17 protein-coding genes are annotated in these 16,413 nt (G+C 64.3%); 6 read left to right on the top strand and 11 right to left on the bottom strand.

Features of this window, described 5'->3' with window-relative positions; translation table 11 throughout:
* Positions 1–44: 44 nt before the first annotated feature.
* Positions 45–1,073, top strand: a complete 1,029-nt coding sequence (locus RP6297_RS09235) for a transporter (protein WP_009241032.1) — start codon at positions 45–47, stop codon at positions 1,071–1,073.
* 6 nt (positions 1,074–1,079) lie between these two features.
* Here RP6297_RS09235 and RP6297_RS09230 read toward each other — a convergent pair whose 3' ends face one another.
* Complete coding sequence (locus RP6297_RS09230; RefSeq protein ID WP_009241031.1) at positions 1,080–2,075, bottom strand: LysR family transcriptional regulator; 996 nt, start codon at positions 2,073–2,075, stop codon at positions 1,080–1,082.
* 124 nt (positions 2,076–2,199) lie between these two features.
* On the opposite strand from RP6297_RS09230, the gene RP6297_RS09225 reads away from it, so the two are divergent.
* Both RP6297_RS09225 and RP6297_RS09220 read left to right on the top strand, forming a co-directional pair.
* Positions 2,200–2,913, top strand: coding sequence for an SDR family oxidoreductase (locus tag RP6297_RS09225; protein ID WP_009241030.1), 714 nt, complete (start codon positions 2,200–2,202; stop codon positions 2,911–2,913).
* Positions 2,910–3,311 (top strand): VOC family protein, encoded by a 402-nt coding sequence (locus tag RP6297_RS09220; protein WP_009241029.1) that lies wholly within the window; start codon positions 2,910–2,912, stop codon positions 3,309–3,311. Before RP6297_RS09225 ends, RP6297_RS09220 begins: the two co-directional genes overlap by 4 nt.
* A 13-nt stretch (positions 3,312–3,324) precedes the next feature.
* Here the strand turns inward: RP6297_RS09220 and RP6297_RS09215 are convergent, their stop codons facing one another.
* From RP6297_RS09215 to RP6297_RS09200, 4 genes are read right to left on the bottom strand one after another with little or no spacing between them, the layout of a single operon-like run.
* Positions 3,325–4,413: a phosphotransferase gene (locus RP6297_RS09215; RefSeq protein ID WP_009241028.1), complete on the bottom strand. Its 1,089-nt coding sequence runs from the start codon at positions 4,411–4,413 to the stop codon at positions 3,325–3,327.
* A gap of 47 nt (positions 4,414–4,460) precedes the next feature.
* Complete coding sequence (locus tag RP6297_RS09210; RefSeq protein ID WP_009241027.1) at positions 4,461–5,195, bottom strand: histidine phosphatase family protein; 735 nt, start codon at positions 5,193–5,195, stop codon at positions 4,461–4,463.
* A 12-nt stretch (positions 5,196–5,207) separates the two neighbouring features.
* The gene (locus tag RP6297_RS09205) at positions 5,208–5,987 is read right to left on the bottom strand and encodes an oxepin-CoA hydrolase, alternative type (RefSeq protein ID WP_009241026.1); all 780 of its coding nucleotides are present in this window, start codon (positions 5,985–5,987) and stop codon (positions 5,208–5,210) included.
* A 42-nt stretch (positions 5,988–6,029) separates the two neighbouring features.
* On the bottom strand, positions 6,030–7,538 hold the full coding sequence (locus RP6297_RS09200; RefSeq protein WP_009241025.1) for a 3-hydroxyacyl-CoA dehydrogenase: 1,509 nt from the start codon (positions 7,536–7,538) through the stop codon (positions 6,030–6,032).
* Positions 7,539–7,647: 109 nt separating this feature from the next.
* On the opposite strand from RP6297_RS09200, the gene RP6297_RS09195 reads away from it, so the two are divergent.
* Positions 7,648–8,301 carry a glutathione S-transferase gene (locus RP6297_RS09195; protein ID WP_009241024.1) on the top strand — a complete coding sequence of 218 codons (654 nt, stop codon included), beginning with the start codon at positions 7,648–7,650 and terminating at the stop codon, positions 8,299–8,301.
* A 20-nt stretch (positions 8,302–8,321) separates the two neighbouring features.
* Here RP6297_RS09195 and RP6297_RS09190 read toward each other — a convergent pair whose 3' ends face one another.
* Positions 8,322–9,494, bottom strand: coding sequence for a pyridoxal phosphate-dependent aminotransferase (locus RP6297_RS09190; protein WP_009241023.1), 1,173 nt, complete (start codon positions 9,492–9,494; stop codon positions 8,322–8,324).
* Positions 9,495–9,506: 12 nt separating this feature from the next.
* Positions 9,507–10,031, bottom strand: coding sequence for a putative toxin-antitoxin system toxin component, PIN family (locus RP6297_RS09185; RefSeq protein WP_009241022.1), 525 nt, complete (start codon positions 10,029–10,031; stop codon positions 9,507–9,509).
* Positions 10,032–10,068: 37 nt separating this feature from the next.
* Here RP6297_RS09185 and yaaA point away from each other — a divergent pair, with 37 nt between their 5' ends.
* Positions 10,069–10,842 carry a peroxide stress protein YaaA gene (gene yaaA, locus RP6297_RS09180; protein WP_009241021.1) on the top strand — a complete coding sequence of 258 codons (774 nt, stop codon included), beginning with the start codon at positions 10,069–10,071 and terminating at the stop codon, positions 10,840–10,842.
* 14 nt (positions 10,843–10,856) lie between these two features.
* Positions 10,857–12,002 (top strand): M14 family metallopeptidase, encoded by a 1,146-nt coding sequence (locus RP6297_RS09175; protein WP_009241020.1) that lies wholly within the window; start codon positions 10,857–10,859, stop codon positions 12,000–12,002.
* Between the two features lie 40 nt (positions 12,003–12,042).
* Here RP6297_RS09175 and RP6297_RS09170 read toward each other — a convergent pair whose 3' ends face one another.
* The 4 genes from RP6297_RS09170 to RP6297_RS09155 all read right to left on the bottom strand — a co-directional run bounded on the left by RP6297_RS09170 (position 12,043) and on the right by RP6297_RS09155 (position 16,387).
* Entirely contained in the window at positions 12,043–12,879 is an 837-nt protein-coding gene (locus tag RP6297_RS09170) for a BspC domain-containing protein (protein WP_009241019.1), read from the bottom strand.
* 156 nt (positions 12,880–13,035) lie between these two features.
* A complete protein-coding gene (locus RP6297_RS09165) occupies positions 13,036–14,634 on the bottom strand; it encodes an ABC transporter substrate-binding protein (protein ID WP_009241018.1) in 1,599 nt (532 codons plus the stop codon).
* Positions 14,635–14,796: 162 nt separating this feature from the next.
* On the bottom strand, positions 14,797–16,008 hold the full coding sequence (locus RP6297_RS09160; RefSeq protein WP_009241017.1) for a DUF2863 family protein: 1,212 nt from the start codon (positions 16,006–16,008) through the stop codon (positions 14,797–14,799).
* 97 nt (positions 16,009–16,105) lie between these two features.
* Positions 16,106–16,387 (bottom strand): hypothetical protein, encoded by a 282-nt coding sequence (locus tag RP6297_RS09155; RefSeq protein ID WP_009241016.1) that lies wholly within the window; start codon positions 16,385–16,387, stop codon positions 16,106–16,108.
* Positions 16,388–16,413 lie beyond the last annotated feature (26 nt).

Below are 16,413 nucleotides of genomic sequence, written 5' to 3'. Positions count from 1 at the left end.
TCCGGCGGCTGCGCTTCCCGGCAAACCGTCTTCTCTTCCGATGTATGACTGCGACTGCGTCCGCGATCAGCTTCCAATCCGACAACACCGGCTTCATCTGCGGTTTTCGTTTCGAACCGGGCAAGCCGGGGGTTGCGCTGGATTCGTCCGAGATCGCGGATGCTTTCAAGCATGTAGAAGGCGAGGGTGCCCAGGACGTCTTCATCTGGCTGCATTTCAACCTATCGCGGGCGGGGTGCCTGCGCTGGCTGCAAAGCCATCTCGAGCTGCCCGAGCCATTCATCGAGTTGCTGGGCGAGGAGGCCCATTCCACGCGCATCGAGCAGCAGGACGGCGCGCTCGTCGCTGTCTTCAATGACGTGATCTTCGATTTCGAGCGCACGCCCACGCAGGTGGCAACGCAGTGGGTGTACGCACACCGGCGCCTGCTGGTGACGTTACGCCGCAAGCCATTGCATTCGGTCGACCGGCTGCGCGAGTGCGTTCGCAGCGGTGAGACGTTCCGCTCGCCAGCCGATCTGCTGGGCCATTTGATGTGCGATCAGGCAGATTTGATGACGCAGATCGTCCGCACGACGGGCATCGATATCGACCGCATCGAAGACCGTTTTCTTGCGTCGAAGATCACGTCAGAGCGCCAGGAGCTTGCGGGGACGCGCCGCGTGCTGGTGCGGCTTCAGCGCATGCTGGCACCCGAGCCCGGTTCGGTCTTTCGCTTGCTGGCGCGACCGCCGGCGTGGCTGCATCCGGAAGATGTGCAGCAATTGCGTGAGTCGACCGAGGAGTTTTCCGTCGTCTTGCGCGACATGAGCGGTCTGATCGAACGCATCAAGCTGCTACAGGAAGAGGTGATTGCGCGCCTGGACGAGCAGAACAACAGGACGCTGTTCACGCTGACGCTGGTGACCGTGCTGGCACTGCCCATCAACATCGTCGCAGGGCTCTTCGGCATGAACGTGGGTGGCGTGCCGCTGGCCGACAACCACCACGGCTTCTGGCTGATGGTGGGGCTGGTGGCGGCGTTTACCGTGATCGTTGCATGGTGGGTGGTCCGCCGCCGCAACAACCATTAAGGACACCTACGTGTTTGCGGCGACGGCCGGCTTGGTTTTGGTCGGCTTGACCGCCTTGGCCGGCTTTTGCGAAGCTGCTGCCGCTTGTGCGGACGGGAACGGGTAACGCGCGCTGAACTCCGCAAAGCGGGCGGCGAGAAAATCCGCACACGCCGTCAGTCGCGCCGGTCGATGGCGACGCGCAAGGGCGACGAGCTGCAGCGGCGTGGGGGCATGGCTCCATGCCGGCAGTGCCACCTCCAGACGGCCGGCGCACACGTCTTGCGCGACATCCAACCACGATTTGAATGCCAGGCCACGCCCGGCGACGGCCCAGTCGCGCACCACGGCGCCGTCGTCGCATTGGAAACCGCCGCGCACGTCGATCGGGGCGGGGCCGCTGGCGTGCGTGAGTTGCCAGCGCGTGACGGGCTCGCCGTTGCGCAAGAGGATCAGGCAGCGGTGGTCGGCGAGGTCGCTCGGGTGTGCGGGCCGGCCATGCTGTCTGAAGTACGACGGCGCGCCCACGATCACGCGCGGATGCGATGCCAACGGCCGTCGCACCAGCGCCGAATCCTGCAGATGCCCATAGCGCAGCGCAAAGTCGAGGTCTTCGCGCATCAGGTCGGCCAGCCGGTCGCCCAGCACCAGCGTGATCCGCACGCCGGGGTGCTCATCGCAGAACGCGTCGAGCCAAGGGCGCAGGATGTGCCGCCCCAGATCTGATGTGGCGGCAATGCGGATGGGGCCGGACAGCTCCGTGCGATCCTGCCCCAGGCTTTCCGCGCCTTCGTCCAGGGCTTCCAGCGCCTGTCTGGCATAGCCTAGATAGCGTTGACCGGCTTCGGTAGGCCGCATGCTGCGCGTGGTGCGCTCAAACAGGCGGGCGCCGAGTTCGGTCTCCACGCGCTTGAGCGCCGCGCTGGCGGTGGCGGGCAGCCAGCCGAGCTGGCGCGCGGCGGCGGAAAGGTTGCCGGCGTCAGCAATGCGCACCAGCAGGCGGAGGTCGTCGAGGGCGATCATTGTCAAAGCGGATTTGGAGAATCATCAAAGCATAGCCAGATTATCTTGCTTTTGTTTGATGAAACAATGGCCCCAATCGATTGACGGTTTTTTCTTCCACTTCTCACAGCAAAGGAGCATTGACATGACTTCGAAGACCTTGCAGGACCAGTCGGTGGTGGTGTTGGGCGGTACGGCCGGTATTGGGCAGGGCGTGGCACGCGCGGCGGCAGCCGAGGGCGCACGCGTGACGGTGCTGGGGCGCTCGGCCAAAGCCACGGACGGCACGCACGGCATTGCTGTCGACGCGAACGACACGGCGTCGCTGGCGGGCGCGTTGGCACAGGCAGCCGGGTTGTCGCCCAACGGCAAGATCGATCACCTTGTCATCACCATCGGTTCGCGCACGAGCCCGCCGCCGTTTGCTTCGCTGCAACGTGCCGACCTTGAGCAGGCCTTCGGCACCAAGTTGTTTGCGGCGCTGATGGCGGTGCAGGCAGCGTTGCCGTATCTGACGGAACGCGCATCGATTACGCTCACCTCGGGCCTGCTCTCGCGCAAGGCAACGGCAACGGGCTTGCTACGTGGCTCGATCAATGCTGCAGTGGAAGCCGCCGCCAAGAACCTGGCGAAGGAACTCGCTCCGCGCCGCGTCAACGTGATCAGCCCCGGCGTGGTCGATACGGAAGTGTGGGGCGCCCCGGCCGATCGACAAGCCATGCTCGCGCGCATCGGCAGCGGCCTGCCGGTCGGCCGTGTCGGCACGCCGGATGATCTGGCCCAGGGCTACCTGCTGGCCATGACCAACGGCTTCATGACCGGCGCCATCATCGACATTGAAGGAGGCGGTTTGCTATGACGACTGACAGCGATTGGACCTTCGACCACGTGAACTTTCACGTGGCAGGAGATGCACCCATCCTGAAATTCTTCGCCGATGTTCTCGGCTGGAAACCGGGCCCGCGCCCGGCGTTTCCGTTTCCCGGCACGTGGCTGTATCAAAACGACGATGCGCTCGTCCACCTCGTGACGCAGGATGGCGATACGCCGGAACTGGTGTTCTCGCACATCGCATTCCGCACCCGGAAAGATGCGGCCGACGTGCTGGCCGCTGTGCGGGAGAGCAGCATGCCGCACCAGGTCAGAAAACACCCCGCGCGGCCTGCGGCACAGATCTTCGTGCAGTTGCCGGGCGGGGTGGTGCTGGAGCTGGAGGCGCCAATGTCCGGTCCGCTGGAAGCGGCGCGCGACTACTAGTAAAGCCGCGGCGTCAGGCCCCGGCCTGCTGCGCGTACTTCCAGCCCAGTTCGGCCATTGGGCGGGCGCGCTTGCCGGCCTCCATCGCCTGCGCCGACGATGCCGTGCCATCCACCACGCGCTTCATGATCCCCTGCAGGATGCCGGCAATGCGGAACATGTTGTAGGCGAGGTAGAAGTTCCAGTCGCCCGTGATGCGGCGGCCGGTGCGTTCTTCGTATTGGCGGATGTACTCGGCTTCGGTGGGAATGCCGAGTGCCGCGAAGTCGAGTCCTGCCACGCCGCGGAATTGGCCCGGCTCGATGTGCCAGCTCATGCAGTGGTAGCTGAAGTCAGCCAGCGGATGGCCCAGCGTCGACAGTTCCCAATCCAGGATGGCCAGCACGCGCGGCTCGGTCGGGTGGAAGATCAGGTTGTCGAGCCGGTAGTCGCCGTGAACGATGCTGGTGATTTCCTCGGCTTCCTGCGGCACGTGCTTGGGCAGCCATTCGATCAGGTTGTCCATGGCCGGAATCGACTCGGTTTCCGACAGCTTGTACTGCTTGCTCCAGCGCTCGATCTGACGCGCGAAATAGTTGCCGGGTTTGCCGTAGTCGGCCAGGCCGATGGCGGCGTAGTCCACCGTGTGCAACGCAGAGATGACGCGGTTCATCTCGTCATAGATCGCGCTGCGCTCGGCAGGCGCCATGCCGGGCAGGGCCTGATCCCACAGCACGCGGCCCTGTACGAACTCCATGATGTAGAAGGCGCGGCCGATCACGGCTTCGTCTTCGCACAGCGCAACCATCTTCGCGACAGGGACGTCGGTCTTGGCGAGCGCATCCATCACCCGATATTCGCGCTCGATGGCGTGTGCCGACGGCAGCAGCTTCGCCTTCGGGCCGGGCTTCGCGCGCATCACGTACGTGCGCGACGGCATGATCAGCTTGAACGTCGGGTTTGACTGGCCGCCCTTGAACTGTTCAACCGTGAGCGGGCCGGCAAAGCCGGCCACGTGCTCGCGCATCCACGCTTCCAGCGCGCCGATGTCGAACTTCTGCTGTTCTGCCACGGGGCGCGTGCCCTCGAAGGCGGAAAAATCCTGCTGGTCCGTTTGTGCCATGGGTGTGTCTCCGAATCTTCTTGTGTGTCTTGGGTGTCGAGGATTGATCAGGTCGGTTGCCGATGGCGAAGGTATTGCTGCAGCAGCACCTCCATCGTCGTGAGTCGTGAGCCGACATGCGTTGGCGAAGGCGCCGAAAAATTGCTCATGCGCAGCACCCAGTCGGTCGGGGCCTCGCCAACATCGAGCACGTTGATGCAGCCGGCGGTCTGCGCGAGGCTGCCGAAGAACACGCGCTCGCCCCCGGTGATGGCGTGCGAGAGGATCGCGCGGTTGGTGCCGCCATGCAGCACCAGCAGCACGGTGTCCCAGTCCGTTTGCGCGCGCAGGCGGGCGATGGCTGGAATCACGCGGTCAAGAAATTCACCGATGCTCTCGCCATTGAGGAAGCGCCGGTCTTCGGACACCGTGCCCTCAAACGCGCCGATGAAAGCCTGCGCGAGTTCGTGCTCGGGAATTTCCGCCAGCTTGCCGCCGCGGATTTCCTGCAGCTCGGGCCAGTGTTCAAGCGCGATGCCGCGTTCCTGCATCGCGGGCATCTCGGCCAGCACGCGCTGCGCGGTTTCCACCGTGCGCGGCAGGCCACTGACGATCACGCGGTCGAAGACGATGTTTTCGGCGGCGAAGATCTTGCCCGCAGCGGTGGCTTGGCTGCGGCCGAGTTCGTTGAGCGGCACGGCTTCGGGCGACGGAACGGGCCGACCGGTTTCGTCGAAGTACGTAACCGCGCCGTGGCGCATCAGGTAGACGCGGCGGCGGTTGGGTGTCGGGAAGGGAACCATGCGAGCCTGAAACTAGCGGTATTGGGGTTTGCGCTTTTGCAGGAAGGCGGAGATGCCCTCGTTGCCATCGGCGTGGTGCAGCGCTTCGACAAAGCTGTGCTGCTCGGCCTTGAGGTGGTCGTGCAGTGAGGCGTCTTCTGCGTGCGCGATCAGGCCCTTGATGCGGCCCACCGCGTGCGGCGATTGCGCAGCGAGTTTTTCCGCCAGTGCCACTGCCTGGTCCAGCGCCTCGCCGGGTTTGACCACCTCATTGATGAGCCCGAAGTGCGCCAGCCGCTCTGCGCTGACAGGCTTGCCGAGCATGATGATTTCGCTCGCCAACGGGCGCGGCAGGAAGCGTGCGATGTGCCATGAGCCGCCGCCGTCCGGCGTGAGCGCCACGTTCACGTATGCCATCACGAATTTGGCGTCCGATGCGGCAATCGCAAAGTCGCAAGCCAGTACCAACGAGAAACCGGCGCCTGCCGCTGGGCCCTCCACCGCGGCGATCACCGGCTTGGGAAACGTGCGGATCGTCTCGATCCAGTGGTTGAGCGCGTCGATGCCTTCTTCTTGAACGCTGCGCGGCTTGCTACGGTTTTCCAGCAGGCGGTTCAGATTGCCGCCCGCACAGAAGGCGTTGCCGTCGCCCGTGAAGATGACGGCACGGATCTCGTTGTCGTTGGCGGCACGGTCGAGCGCTTCCATCGACGCGGTGTACATCACCGGGTCCAGCGCGTTGCGCGCGTCAGGGTTGGACAGCGTCAGCACCAGCGTCGAGCCGATGCGTTTGGAGAGCAATTGCGCGGTCATGGCGGCCTCGTCAGGGTAAGCGGCAATCAGGCGTCAGGCGTATCAGGCATCAGGCGTGAGCAGCGACATGCCGAGACGGGCACGGCGCAGCAGCCACGGGCTCGGGCGATAGCGCGGATCGCCATACAGCACGTAGAGGTTCTGCAGGACTTCAAGGATGGCGTTCGTGCCCAGCGTATCGCCGAGTGCCAGCGGCCCTTTGGGATAACCGAGCCCCAGCGTGACAGCGAGGTCGATGTCGGTAGGCGTAGCAATGCGCTGCTGTGCGATATCGCACGCGATGTTGACGATGCATGCGACGATGCGCTGCGCGACAAAGCCACCCGAATCGCGGATCACCGTGACCGGTACGCCGTCGGACGCGAGCAAGCCGTGTGCGGCATCGCGGTAGGCCGCATCGGTGGCGGGTGTGGTCATCAGCGTGCGGCGCTTGGTGGCGGCAAACGGATAGAGCGTGTCGAGTGCGACGGTGCGGCGTGCGTCGAGCCCCTCGGCGGCCACGCAGGCCGTCGCATCCAGCCCGCGCGGCGTCACGATGATCAATGCGTCGGCGGACGGTTTGGAACCGGCTTCGGGCGTGATGCCCAGATCGAGCAACAGGCGCTGCGCTGCGGCGTGGCCGGCGTCATGCGCGCGGCTGATCCACACCGAAGACGGGCGCGCAGACGGGGCGGGCGCTTCGGCGGGGACTTGCTTCTGTCCATCCGGATAACGATAGAAACCTTCGCCCGTCTTGCGGCCCAGAATGCCGCCGGCAAAGCGAACCGCTGTGATCTGCGACGGACGATAGCGCGGCTCGTCGTAGAACTGGCGGTAGACCGATTCCATCACCGGGTGCGAAACGTCCAGCCCTGTGAGGTCCATCAACTCGAACGGCCCCATGCGGAAGCCGGCCTGCTCGCGCATGATAGCGTCGATGTCCGCATAGGCCGCCACACTTTCCTGCGCCACGCGCAGCCCTTCGGTATTCATGCCGCGCCCGGCGTGGTTGACGATGAAGCCCGGCATGTCGATGCAGCGCACGGCGGTGTGCCCCATGCGCTGGGCGAGGGCGGCTAGGGCATCACCGGTGGCGGGCGCGCTGCGCAGGCCGTCGATGACTTCGACCACCTTCATCAGCGGCACCGGATTGAAGAAGTGAAAGCCCGCGACGCGTTCGGGGTGCTTGCATGTCGCGGCGATCGCCGTGATCGACAGCGACGACGTATTTGACGCCAGGATGGCGTCCGCGCGAACGATGTCTTCGAGCTGACGGAAGAGGTCGCGCTTGACGTCGAGCTTTTCGACGATGGCCTCGACCACGAGATCGCAGTCGGCGAGGTCGGTCAGGGCGCCGGCAGGAATCAGGCGGGCGATTGTGGCGTCGGCGTCATCCGCTGTGAGCTTGCCCTTGGAAGCAAGCTTGGCGAGCGTATCGGCCAGTGCAGTGCGCGCCGCTTCCACGGCTTGCGGATTGGCGTCGAACAGTTTGACGCGCAAACCTGCCTGGGCCGCGATCTGTGCAATGCCTCGCCCCATGGCGCCGGTGCCCACAATCCCGATAGTCTGCATATGAAATCCGCTGCGATCGAAAGAAGTCTGGCTAAAATAGCACGAGCGTGCGATTTCTGGCATCCGCACCGACCATAACGGACGGCCAAATTACCAAGGAGATGGGTTCATGCTGACGCTATACGGTTTTGCCGCGAGCAACTACTACAACAAGGTCAAGCTCGCCCTGCTGGAAAAGGGACTCCCTTTTGAGGAATCACTGCGCTGGCCGGACCAGACCGACGGCGAAATCTCGCCGCTGCACAAGGTGCCGTATCTGAAGGATGGCGATCTCGGCATGTGCGAATCGCAGGTCATTGTCGACTATCTGGAGGCGCGTTATCCGGAGCATCCGCTGGTTCCGGCCGATCCGTTCCAGGCAGCCAAGGTGCGAGAGGTGGTGACGTTCCTGGAGCTGCACCTGGAGTTGGTGGCGCGCCAGTTGTTTCCCGAGGCGTTCTTCGGCGGCAAGATCAGCGACAACCTGAAGGTCAAGGTGCGCGAACAACTGCAGAAGAACATCCCGGCGGCGGCCAAGCTGTTCAAGTTCTCGCCTTACGTAGCGGGCGACACGTTCACCATTGCGGACTGCGCGGCCATCGTGCACTTCCCGCTGGTGAGTCAGGCTACCAAGATCATCTACGGTGAAGACCTGCTGGCGCAGGTCGAAGGCGTCAAGCCTTACCTGGCCAAGATGGCCGAGAATCCCAACGTGCAGAAAGTGCGGGCAGACAGCAAGGCCAATCTCGAGCAGATGCTTGCGCACTACGCCAGCAAGCGCTGATCGGCCTCGGCCTTACGGTTTTACACCTTCGACAAACGCTCCAGGGCGACCTGGAGCGTTTCGTCTTTTTTGGCGAAGCAGAAGCGCACCACGCCCGATTCGTGCGGCTGCGAGTAGAACGCCGACACGGGAATTGCCGCCACGCCAATCTCGCTCGTCAGCCACTTGGCGAACTCGGCCTCGGGCAGATCGGAGATTGCGCTGTAATCCACGCACTGGAAGTACGTCCCCTGGCAGGGCAGAAGCTTGAAGCGCGTGTTCTCCAGCCCAGCGCGGAAGAGGTCGCGCTTGCGCTGGTAGAACGCCGGCAACTCCAGATACGGGCGCGGATCCGCCATGTAGTTCGCCAGGCCGTGCTGCACCGGCGTGTTGACGGTGAACACGTTGAACTGGTGCACCTTGCGGAATTCCGCCATCAGCGCGGCGGGGGCGGCCACGTAGCCGACCTTCCAGCCCGTCACGTGATACGTCTTGCCGAAGCTCGACACCACGAAAGCGCGATGCGCCAGCTCGGGAATGCGCGCCACCGAGGCATGCGGCACGCCGTCGTACACCATGTGCTCGTACACCTCATCGGAGAGCAGCAGCACGTTGGTGGGCGCGAGGATCTCGGCGAGCTTGCGCATGTCGTCCGCATGCCAGACCGTGCCGGTCGGGTTGTGCGGCGTGTTGAGCATGATCAGGCGCGTGCGCCGCGTGATGGCCGCCGCCAGCGTGTCGAACGGGATGCGAAAGTCCGGCGCGTTCAGCGTGATCGGCACGACCTTGCCGCCCGCCAGTTCAATCGACGGAATGTAGCTGTCGTACGTCGGCTCGAACACGATGACTTCGTCGCCCGGATGCACGCAGCACAGTACGGTCGTCAGCAACGCCTGCGTGGCGCCGGCGGTGATGGTGATCTCGCGGTCGGCATCGTAAGCGTGGCCGTACAGATTGGCGACCTTGGCGGCGATGGCCTGGCGCAGGGCGGGCACGCCCGTCATCGGCGGGTATTGGTTCAGGCCGGCGCGCATGGCGTCGGACACCGCATCGACGATGCGCGGGTCGCAATCGAAATCAGGAAAGCCCTGGCCCAGGTTGACGGCCTGCTTTTCCACGGCCAGCGCAGACATCACGGTGAAGATGGTGGTGCCGACATTCGGCAGGCGCGACGGCGGCGGGGCGATGGGCGCGAGCGATTCAACAGTGGTCATGACAAGACGGTTTCAGGCTTGATTTGGGATTGCGGCAAGGGGCGCGTTTTCCAACTGGACCAGCGCGACGAACTGCTTGGGCGGCAGCACCGCCACGTCGCAATACTTGGCCATGCGGCGCTTGAGCTTGAGCACGGCGCGGTCCTTGGAAACGAGATAGGCAACGTCGGCGGCATCGGCGAGCGCGAGAAATTTCTGGTCGTCGCGATCCTTGCAGCGCGGGACGAACGCTTCGCCTTGCACGCGGGCCGCATCTTCAGGATCGGCGACGGATCGGGTCACGCGATCGACCCATGCGAGTGCGGCCTGCGTGTCGACGGCGTAGCGGGCGAATTGCGGATAGCCGAGCACGCGGCGCAGTTCTTCGCGGCAGGCGGGGCTGATGATGGCGTCCAGCCGGCCGGCTTCCAGCGCAGCGCGGATCGGGCGCGCAACCGCATCGTCGAAGATCAGGATGTCGACCCAGATGTTGGAGTCCAGCACCACGCGCGGGGCCGGAGCCTGGGTGGAGTGGGCGAGGGCGGCAGCGTCTGCCATTCGATACAATTCCAGACTTGTGAACCGCGATTCTGACATGATCATCGTCCTCTCGCCGGCCAAGTCGCTCGACTACGACACGCCGCCGCGCACCAAGACCCACACGCTGCCCGATTTCATCGAGCGCTCCGCAGAACTCATTGACGTGCTTCGCAAGCTGTCGCCGGCCCAGATCGGCACGCTCATGCACATTTCCGACCCGTTGGCGGCGCTCAATGCCACGCGCTATGCCGATTGGTCGCCCGAATTCACTGCCGAAAACAGCAAGCAGGCCGCACTGGCCTTCGACGGCGATGTCTACGGCGGGCTCGATGCCAACTCGCTGGCGGTAGACGATCTGCAGTTCGCGCAGAAGCATCTGCGGATCCTGTCGGGGCTGTACGGCGTGCTGCGCCCGCTCGACTGGATGCAGCCGTATCGCCTCGAAATGGGCACGCGCCTGGCCAATCCGCGCGGCAAGGATTTGTACGCCTTCTGGGGCGACGAGGTGACCCTGGCGCTGAACAAGCTCTTCAAGCAGGACGACGACGCCGTGCTCGTCAATCTCGCGTCGGAAGAGTATTTCAAGGTGGTGCGGCCCAAGGTGCTCAAGGCCCGCATCGTCACGCCGGTTTTTGAGGACTGGAAGAACGGCCAGTACAAGATCATTTCGTTCTACGCCAAGCGTGCGCGCGGTCTGATGGCGCGCTATGCGATCGAGCACCGCATCACCGATCCGCGCAAGCTCAAGACGTTCGATGTCGACGGCTATGCGTTTGTCGCTGCCGATTCCGACGACGAGCGCTGGATCTTCCGCCGCAAGCTCACCTGATGACAGGATCCGACATGACAGCCACGCAACCGCACATCTCCAGCGCGTTCGACAGCGGCGCCATCGAAATCGTCGATGCGGCCCGCGCCGATGCCATCCGCCTGCGTATTCGCCGCGATTCGCACGCCGACTTCACGCAATGGTTTCACTTCCGCCTGCAAGGGGTGCTGGGCCAGGCCTGCACGCTCGCGCTGGAAAACGCCGGCGAATGCACCTATGCCTCCGGCTGGAAGGACTACCGCGCCGTCGCCTCGTACGACCGCGAGCATTGGTTCCGCGTGCCGACCCGCTATGACGGCAAGACGTTGACGATCGAGGTGACGCCCGAGTACGACAGCATCTGGTTTGCCTATTTCGAGCCGTATTCGGATGAGCGCCACCTCTCGCTGGTGGCCGCTGCGCAGACGCAGCCGGGCGTGCGCACGCAGCGCTTGGGGCAAACGGTGCAGGGCCGCGACATGACGAGCATCACCGTCGGCGAACCCGGTCCCGGCAAGAAAAACGTGTGGATCATCGCGCGCCAGCATCCGGGCGAGACGATGGCCGAGTGGTTCGTTGAAGGGCTGCTCGCACGTCTGACGCGTCAAGGTGTCTGGAGTGGCGATCCCTTCGGTCGCGTGCTCGCCGAGCGCGCCGTCTTCCATATCGTGCCGAACATGAACCCGGATGGCTCGTCCCTGGGCAACCTGCGCACCAATGGCGCAGGCGCCAACCTGAACCGCGAGTGGATGGAACCCGACGCGCAGCGCAGCCCCGAGGTGCTGGCGGTGCGGCAGGCCATCGAGCAAACCGGCGTCGACCTGTTTTTCGACATCCACGGCGACGAGGCGCTGCCTTATGTGTTTGTGGCGGGCAGCGAAATGCTGCCGGGCTTTACCGATGCACAGCGTGCCGACCAGGACCGCTTTGTCGCGGCGTTCCTGCGTGCATCCCCCGACTTCCAGACGCGATACGGCTACGAGGCCAGCAAGTACAACGAAGACGCGCTCAAGCTCGCCTCCAAGTACATCGGCCACACGTATGGCTGCCTGTCGTTGACGCTGGAAATGCCTTTCAAGGACAACGCCGACCTGCCCGACGCGCGCGTGGGCTGGGATGGCGCCCGCAGCGCCGCATTGGGCGCGGCCATGCTGCAGGCGATCCTGGAGTATCTCGGCTGAAGATAAACGCTGCGCCGCCTGGGTCGGCGGCGCATTGCGCTTAGTTGGAGGACGACTTCTTCGTCGTCTTCTTTGCCGTCGACTTGGCGGTGGATTTGCTTGCCGTGGTCGACTTGGTCTTGGCGGTGCCGCCGCCCTTGGCCGACTTGGCCGTCGCTTTTGTCGAGGCCTTGCCCTTGGCTGTGCTCTTCCCGCGCGCCGCCGCACTGGTCGTGCAGCGATGGCCGCGGCGGCAATGCGTGCGCGCTGTCGACGACGCGGGCGCAGCGGCCGGCGCAGCGAACGGCTGGCCGTTGGCGTCGAGAAGCTCATACGCCAGCATCATCCCTTCGTCATACCCGCAGCGCACACGCACGGGTTCCCACTGGTCATTGCCCGTGCCGCGCTTGTGCACGGCGGCATTGAAGCTGACCACGCTCGACACCTTGATCGCCCCTTGCTTGCTCGACGAGAAGCGCGAGTCCCATGGCTCGACCTTGGCCTGGTCGTTGGAGAGCGCGCCGGTTGGCAGGCGGAACTGGTCGAAATTGGTCGAGCGCGGAATGATCCAGCTCGCGTGCGCTGCGCAGTCGGCCACGTCGGGGCGGGCACCTTCCGATTGAATCAGGCGGTCACGGGTTTGTGCGCGGTACTCGGACAGGCTCATCTTGTCCTTGGACGGCAGGTTGACCGTGGTCGTGCCGCTGCTGTCGGTCGAGCCGAAGACGATGGGCGGCGTGGTGGCGGCGGGCTGTATAACCGGCTTGGCTTGAGCGGCCGGGGTGCTCGGCGTGGCGTTGGTGGCCTGGCCCGACGGGTTGGTCGGTTCAGTCTGCAGGTTGGAGCAGGCGGCCAGCAAAGCAACGACGCCGAGACAGAGTAGTTTGGGTCGCAACATCACGAGTTACAGGGTATCGGCGTGGAAATCGCCATGATAGAGGAAAGCTAAGGACGAAAGTTCCTGCTAGTTGCCCCAATGCGTCTCCAATGCGGCACATCAGGCGAATTTGCTGTAACGGCGCGTTACGGCACGGTGTTCGTTACCAAGCGATCATCATTGCTTGGTGAACAACCACGCGAGCGACCATTCGTCAGTGCGCGCCTCGTAGCGGATGCCCTTGCGCATGGCCCACGTGGCGAGCTGGTGATGCGACGGGATGATCGCGTAGTCCGTCTGCGCAAAGCGTGCCGCAGTTTTGGCAGCCTGCTCGTGTGCCTGTTCGCTCGAGACCGTTGAGAGCGACGTCTGTACCAGTTTGTCGAGTTCCGGGTTGCTGTAGCGGCCCCAGTTCCACGAGCCATAACCGGTTTGCGCGTTGGGCGTGCCGAGAATGCTGCGCAGCGCTACATCCGCCGCCACCGAGCCCCAGCCGAGCATCATGAACGAGAACTCGCCCTGACGCGCGCGCGAGAAATACGCCGCCACCGGCAACGTTTCAACCTTCGTCTGGATGCCGATGCGCGTGAGCAGCTGCGCGGTGGTTTGCGCGACTTGCGCGTCATTCAGGTAGCGGTTGTTGGTGGCGTGCAGCGTGAGCCCGAAGCCGTCCGGATAGCCGGCCTCGGCAAGCAGTTTCTTGGCGCGTGCCGGGTCATAAGCAATCGGTTTGCCCCCCGGGTGCCCGAAGATCTGCGGTGACACGATGCTCGAGGCCACCACGCCCTGGCCCTCGAGCACGCGGCTGACGATGGCATCGCGGTTGATAGCCAGCGCGATGGCCTCGCGCACGCGATGGTCCTTGAGTGGGTTCTTGGCCAGCGGTTTGCCGGATTTGTCGGTCACGAACGGCGACACATCGCGGCTTTGGTCCATCTGCCAGAAAATCGTGCGCCACGACACCTGCTGTTCGAGGTGGAATTTGGCGTCTTGCTTGATGCGCGGCACGTCCGCAGCCGGTACGGCCTCGACGACATCCACATCGCCCGAGAGCAGCGCGGCTGTACGCGCCGCATTGTCGGTGATGATCTTGAAGGTCACCTTGTCCCACTGCGGTACGCGGCCCCAGTAGTGCGGGTTCTTCTTCAGGACGATTTCCTGCCCGCGCGTAAAGTGGTCGAACAGGAACGGGCCCGTGCCGATCATGGCGCGGCCCGCGTCAAAGTCCGCCTGCGGCGCGTTGGCCACCTTCTTCGGAATGATGGGCAGGCTGTTCAGATCGTTTGGGATGCTCGCGTAATTCGGTGTCGACAATTTCAGGCGCACCGTCAGCGGATCGACGATCTGTACTTCGGTAATCGACTTGGTATAGCTCGTGAACGGACCCGGGCTGTTGGTCAGGCGTGCCGGGCGCTCGATCGATGCCTTCACGTCTTCGCCGGTGAACGGCGTGCCGTCGCTCCACTTCACGTTGGGGCGGAGCTTGATCTCCCACGTGTTGGCATCGACGGGTTTCCACGAGGTCGCCAGGCCGGGCGTGTAGCGGCCGTTCTTGTCGAGAAAGACCAGCGACTCGAAGATATGCAGCGCCATGGCGTTGTTGGGGCCGGCGTTGTTCCATTGCGGGTCCATCGACGTGACGTCGGCGGACAGGCCGATGCGCAAGTCGTCGGCCTGCGCCGCGAACGGCATCGCGGCGGCCGCAGCCAGTGCGCCTGCGGCGAAACTGCGGATCAAGGCGCGGATGGGAACACACAAGAGGGGACGGGTTGTCATCGAGAGGCTCCTGGGGTTCGGGCGGTGATGCCATGTGGCGGAAGATCGTCATTGTGCCGCAGCCCGCATTGGCGTGTGCGACGCAAACCGAGAATCAATATGAACGATGGCGGAGCAATAAAAAAGCCACCCGAGGGTGGCTCTGATTGCGTGCGTCGCCGATCAGTGGAACAGCGGCTGCTGGGTCGGTGCGTCTTCCGGCATTTCTGCGTGGACGATTTCGGCCGAGCGGTCTGCGTAGAGCGGGGCCCCGCAGTCTTCGCAGTACTCGGGTTCGAAAAGCTGACCGTGGCGGAAGATATCTTCGATGCCGCAGGCGCGCAGCTCATCGCAGATCTGCTCAAGTGGGCTGCCCGGTTCGCCTTCCGCAGTGACATCCGTGGCCCCGCCATCGCGGCCGTACACGGGCCAGACGATGCCGTAGATGAGGTCTTTCTCGCCGCGCACCGTGAAGGCCACGCGGTATTCCTCGATCTGCTCTTCGCCGAATGCGCCGATGATGGCGCCGAAGCGGTTGGCCGGCATATCGAGCGCGCCCTGCAAGTAATTGACGGCAGCACGCACGGTCAGCGGGCGGATCTGCTTGTCGGACTCGCGGCAGGACAGGAAGAAGGCGTCGGGCAGCAGCAGGTCGAACTCGCAGCCCGGCATCAGCGTGGAGATGGTCGGCGTGACCTGCTCGCGCCATTGCTCCAGGCAGGCGGAACGCTCGGCGTGGTGCTCCTTGGAGTCTTCCTGCCAGCGAAACAGCGCCTGGCCGTGCTGGGCCACGACGATCGCTACCAGGTAGCGAGGATCGGCCAGGATCGGTGCCGTCTCGGGCATGTCACGCAATTCGACCTTTGCCGGCTGCCCGGCCAGCGCATAGGCGGCCAGCTTGTGCGTGAGCGCAAACGTGTCGGAATGGGTGCGCGGCAACTGGTCGATGCTGTACAGGTACGGCGCGAGTGCCACGCGGGCGTTGGAAGCCATCACGTGGGCCTGCAGGTGTACCTGCAGCGTTTGCGCCATCTCGGGCTTGATGGTGCCCGACGGGATCATGTAGCGTGTGTGTGCCAGGATGGGCGCTGCGATCAGCAGCGCGTCATATTCGACGCCGCCCGAGCTGAGGATGGCCGATTCAGCCAGTGTCTCGGCCTGCTCGGCCAGCACGTCGGAGGCTTCCTCGTTGTGCTTGAAAAGATGGTCTAGCGCGGCGTCGAGCGCGGTCTGGCTGCCGTTCTTGAGCAGCCGGGAAAGACGTTCGGACAGCCTTTGTTCCCAATAGACGTCTTCGATGCGACTGCCCGACGCGTCCAGCGCCAGCGCATCGGCCACCAGCCGTTCTGCATCGGGGGAAAGACGTTGGGGAGCCTTGGAGCGGAATCCTGCCATGCTGTGCCGTACCGTTCGTTGGAAGAATGAAGGGGCATTATTTTACCCTTGTACGCTGCCGCGCGACGCTTCTGACGAAACCCGTAGCGCGAAAACGTTAAGGCTTGACCGCTGGTGCCGATGCTGACGCTGCCATGCTGCTCGCGGCTGCGGGGACGGAAGCCACTGCGGGTTCGGGTGCGGCCGGTGCGCTGGCCGGTGCGGCACGCGTCTCGGTGGCGGGCTCGGAAGCGGCCAGCGGCGGAGGCGGAGGAACGGACGCAGCCGCCGCAGCGGGCGCGGTTTGGGCTGGGGCCTGGGCGTCGGTCTGCGGTGCCTTGAACAGAATGTAGAACACGGCGGCTGCCACGACGATGAAGGCAAGTACCACTTGGGCCATGGGTGCGGAACTCCAGCAATGAAACG

This window comes from Ralstonia pickettii (assembly GCF_016466415.2).
In the GTDB taxonomy this organism is placed as follows: domain Bacteria; phylum Pseudomonadota; class Gammaproteobacteria; order Burkholderiales; family Burkholderiaceae; genus Ralstonia; species Ralstonia pickettii.
The sequence above is the reverse complement of the archived record's forward strand: the minus strand, read 5'-3'. Positions and strand labels throughout refer to the sequence as shown.

What these genes read in the sequence shown, in the direction of transcription:
- RP6297_RS09175 (WP_009241020.1), top strand. Translation starts at nt 10,857, where the DNA reads ATGACAGCCACGCAACCGCACATCTCCAGCGCGTTCGACAGCGGCGCC.
- RP6297_RS09185 (WP_009241022.1), bottom strand. Translation starts at nt 10,031, where the DNA reads ATGGCAGACGCTGCCGCCCTCGCCCACTCCACCCAGGCTCCGGCCCCG.
- yaaA (WP_009241021.1), top strand. Translation starts at nt 10,069, where the DNA reads ATGATCATCGTCCTCTCGCCGGCCAAGTCGCTCGACTACGACACGCCG.
- RP6297_RS09235 (WP_009241032.1), top strand. Translation starts at nt 45, where the DNA reads ATGACTGCGACTGCGTCCGCGATCAGCTTCCAATCCGACAACACCGGC.
- RP6297_RS09225 (WP_009241030.1), top strand. Translation starts at nt 2,200, where the DNA reads ATGACTTCGAAGACCTTGCAGGACCAGTCGGTGGTGGTGTTGGGCGGT.
- RP6297_RS09195 (WP_009241024.1), top strand. Translation starts at nt 7,648, where the DNA reads ATGCTGACGCTATACGGTTTTGCCGCGAGCAACTACTACAACAAGGTC.
- RP6297_RS09200 (WP_009241025.1), bottom strand. Translation starts at nt 7,538, where the DNA reads ATGCAGACTATCGGGATTGTGGGCACCGGCGCCATGGGGCGAGGCATT.
- RP6297_RS09215 (WP_009241028.1), bottom strand. Translation starts at nt 4,413, where the DNA reads ATGGCACAAACGGACCAGCAGGATTTTTCCGCCTTCGAGGGCACGCGC.
- RP6297_RS09220 (WP_009241029.1), top strand. Translation starts at nt 2,910, where the DNA reads ATGACGACTGACAGCGATTGGACCTTCGACCACGTGAACTTTCACGTG.
- RP6297_RS09230 (WP_009241031.1), bottom strand. Translation starts at nt 2,075, where the DNA reads ATGATCGCCCTCGACGACCTCCGCCTGCTGGTGCGCATTGCTGACGCC.
- RP6297_RS09205 (WP_009241026.1), bottom strand. Translation starts at nt 5,987, where the DNA reads ATGACCGCGCAATTGCTCTCCAAACGCATCGGCTCGACGCTGGTGCTG.
- RP6297_RS09170 (WP_009241019.1), bottom strand. Translation starts at nt 12,879, where the DNA reads ATGTTGCGACCCAAACTACTCTGTCTCGGCGTCGTTGCTTTGCTGGCC.
- RP6297_RS09190 (WP_009241023.1), bottom strand. Translation starts at nt 9,494, where the DNA reads ATGACCACTGTTGAATCGCTCGCGCCCATCGCCCCGCCGCCGTCGCGC.
- RP6297_RS09160 (WP_009241017.1), bottom strand. Translation starts at nt 16,008, where the DNA reads ATGGCAGGATTCCGCTCCAAGGCTCCCCAACGTCTTTCCCCCGATGCA.
- RP6297_RS09155 (WP_009241016.1), bottom strand. Translation starts at nt 16,387, where the DNA reads ATGGCCCAAGTGGTACTTGCCTTCATCGTCGTGGCAGCCGCCGTGTTC.
- RP6297_RS09165 (WP_009241018.1), bottom strand. Translation starts at nt 14,634, where the DNA reads ATGACAACCCGTCCCCTCTTGTGTGTTCCCATCCGCGCCTTGATCCGC.
- RP6297_RS09210 (WP_009241027.1), bottom strand. Translation starts at nt 5,195, where the DNA reads ATGGTTCCCTTCCCGACACCCAACCGCCGCCGCGTCTACCTGATGCGC.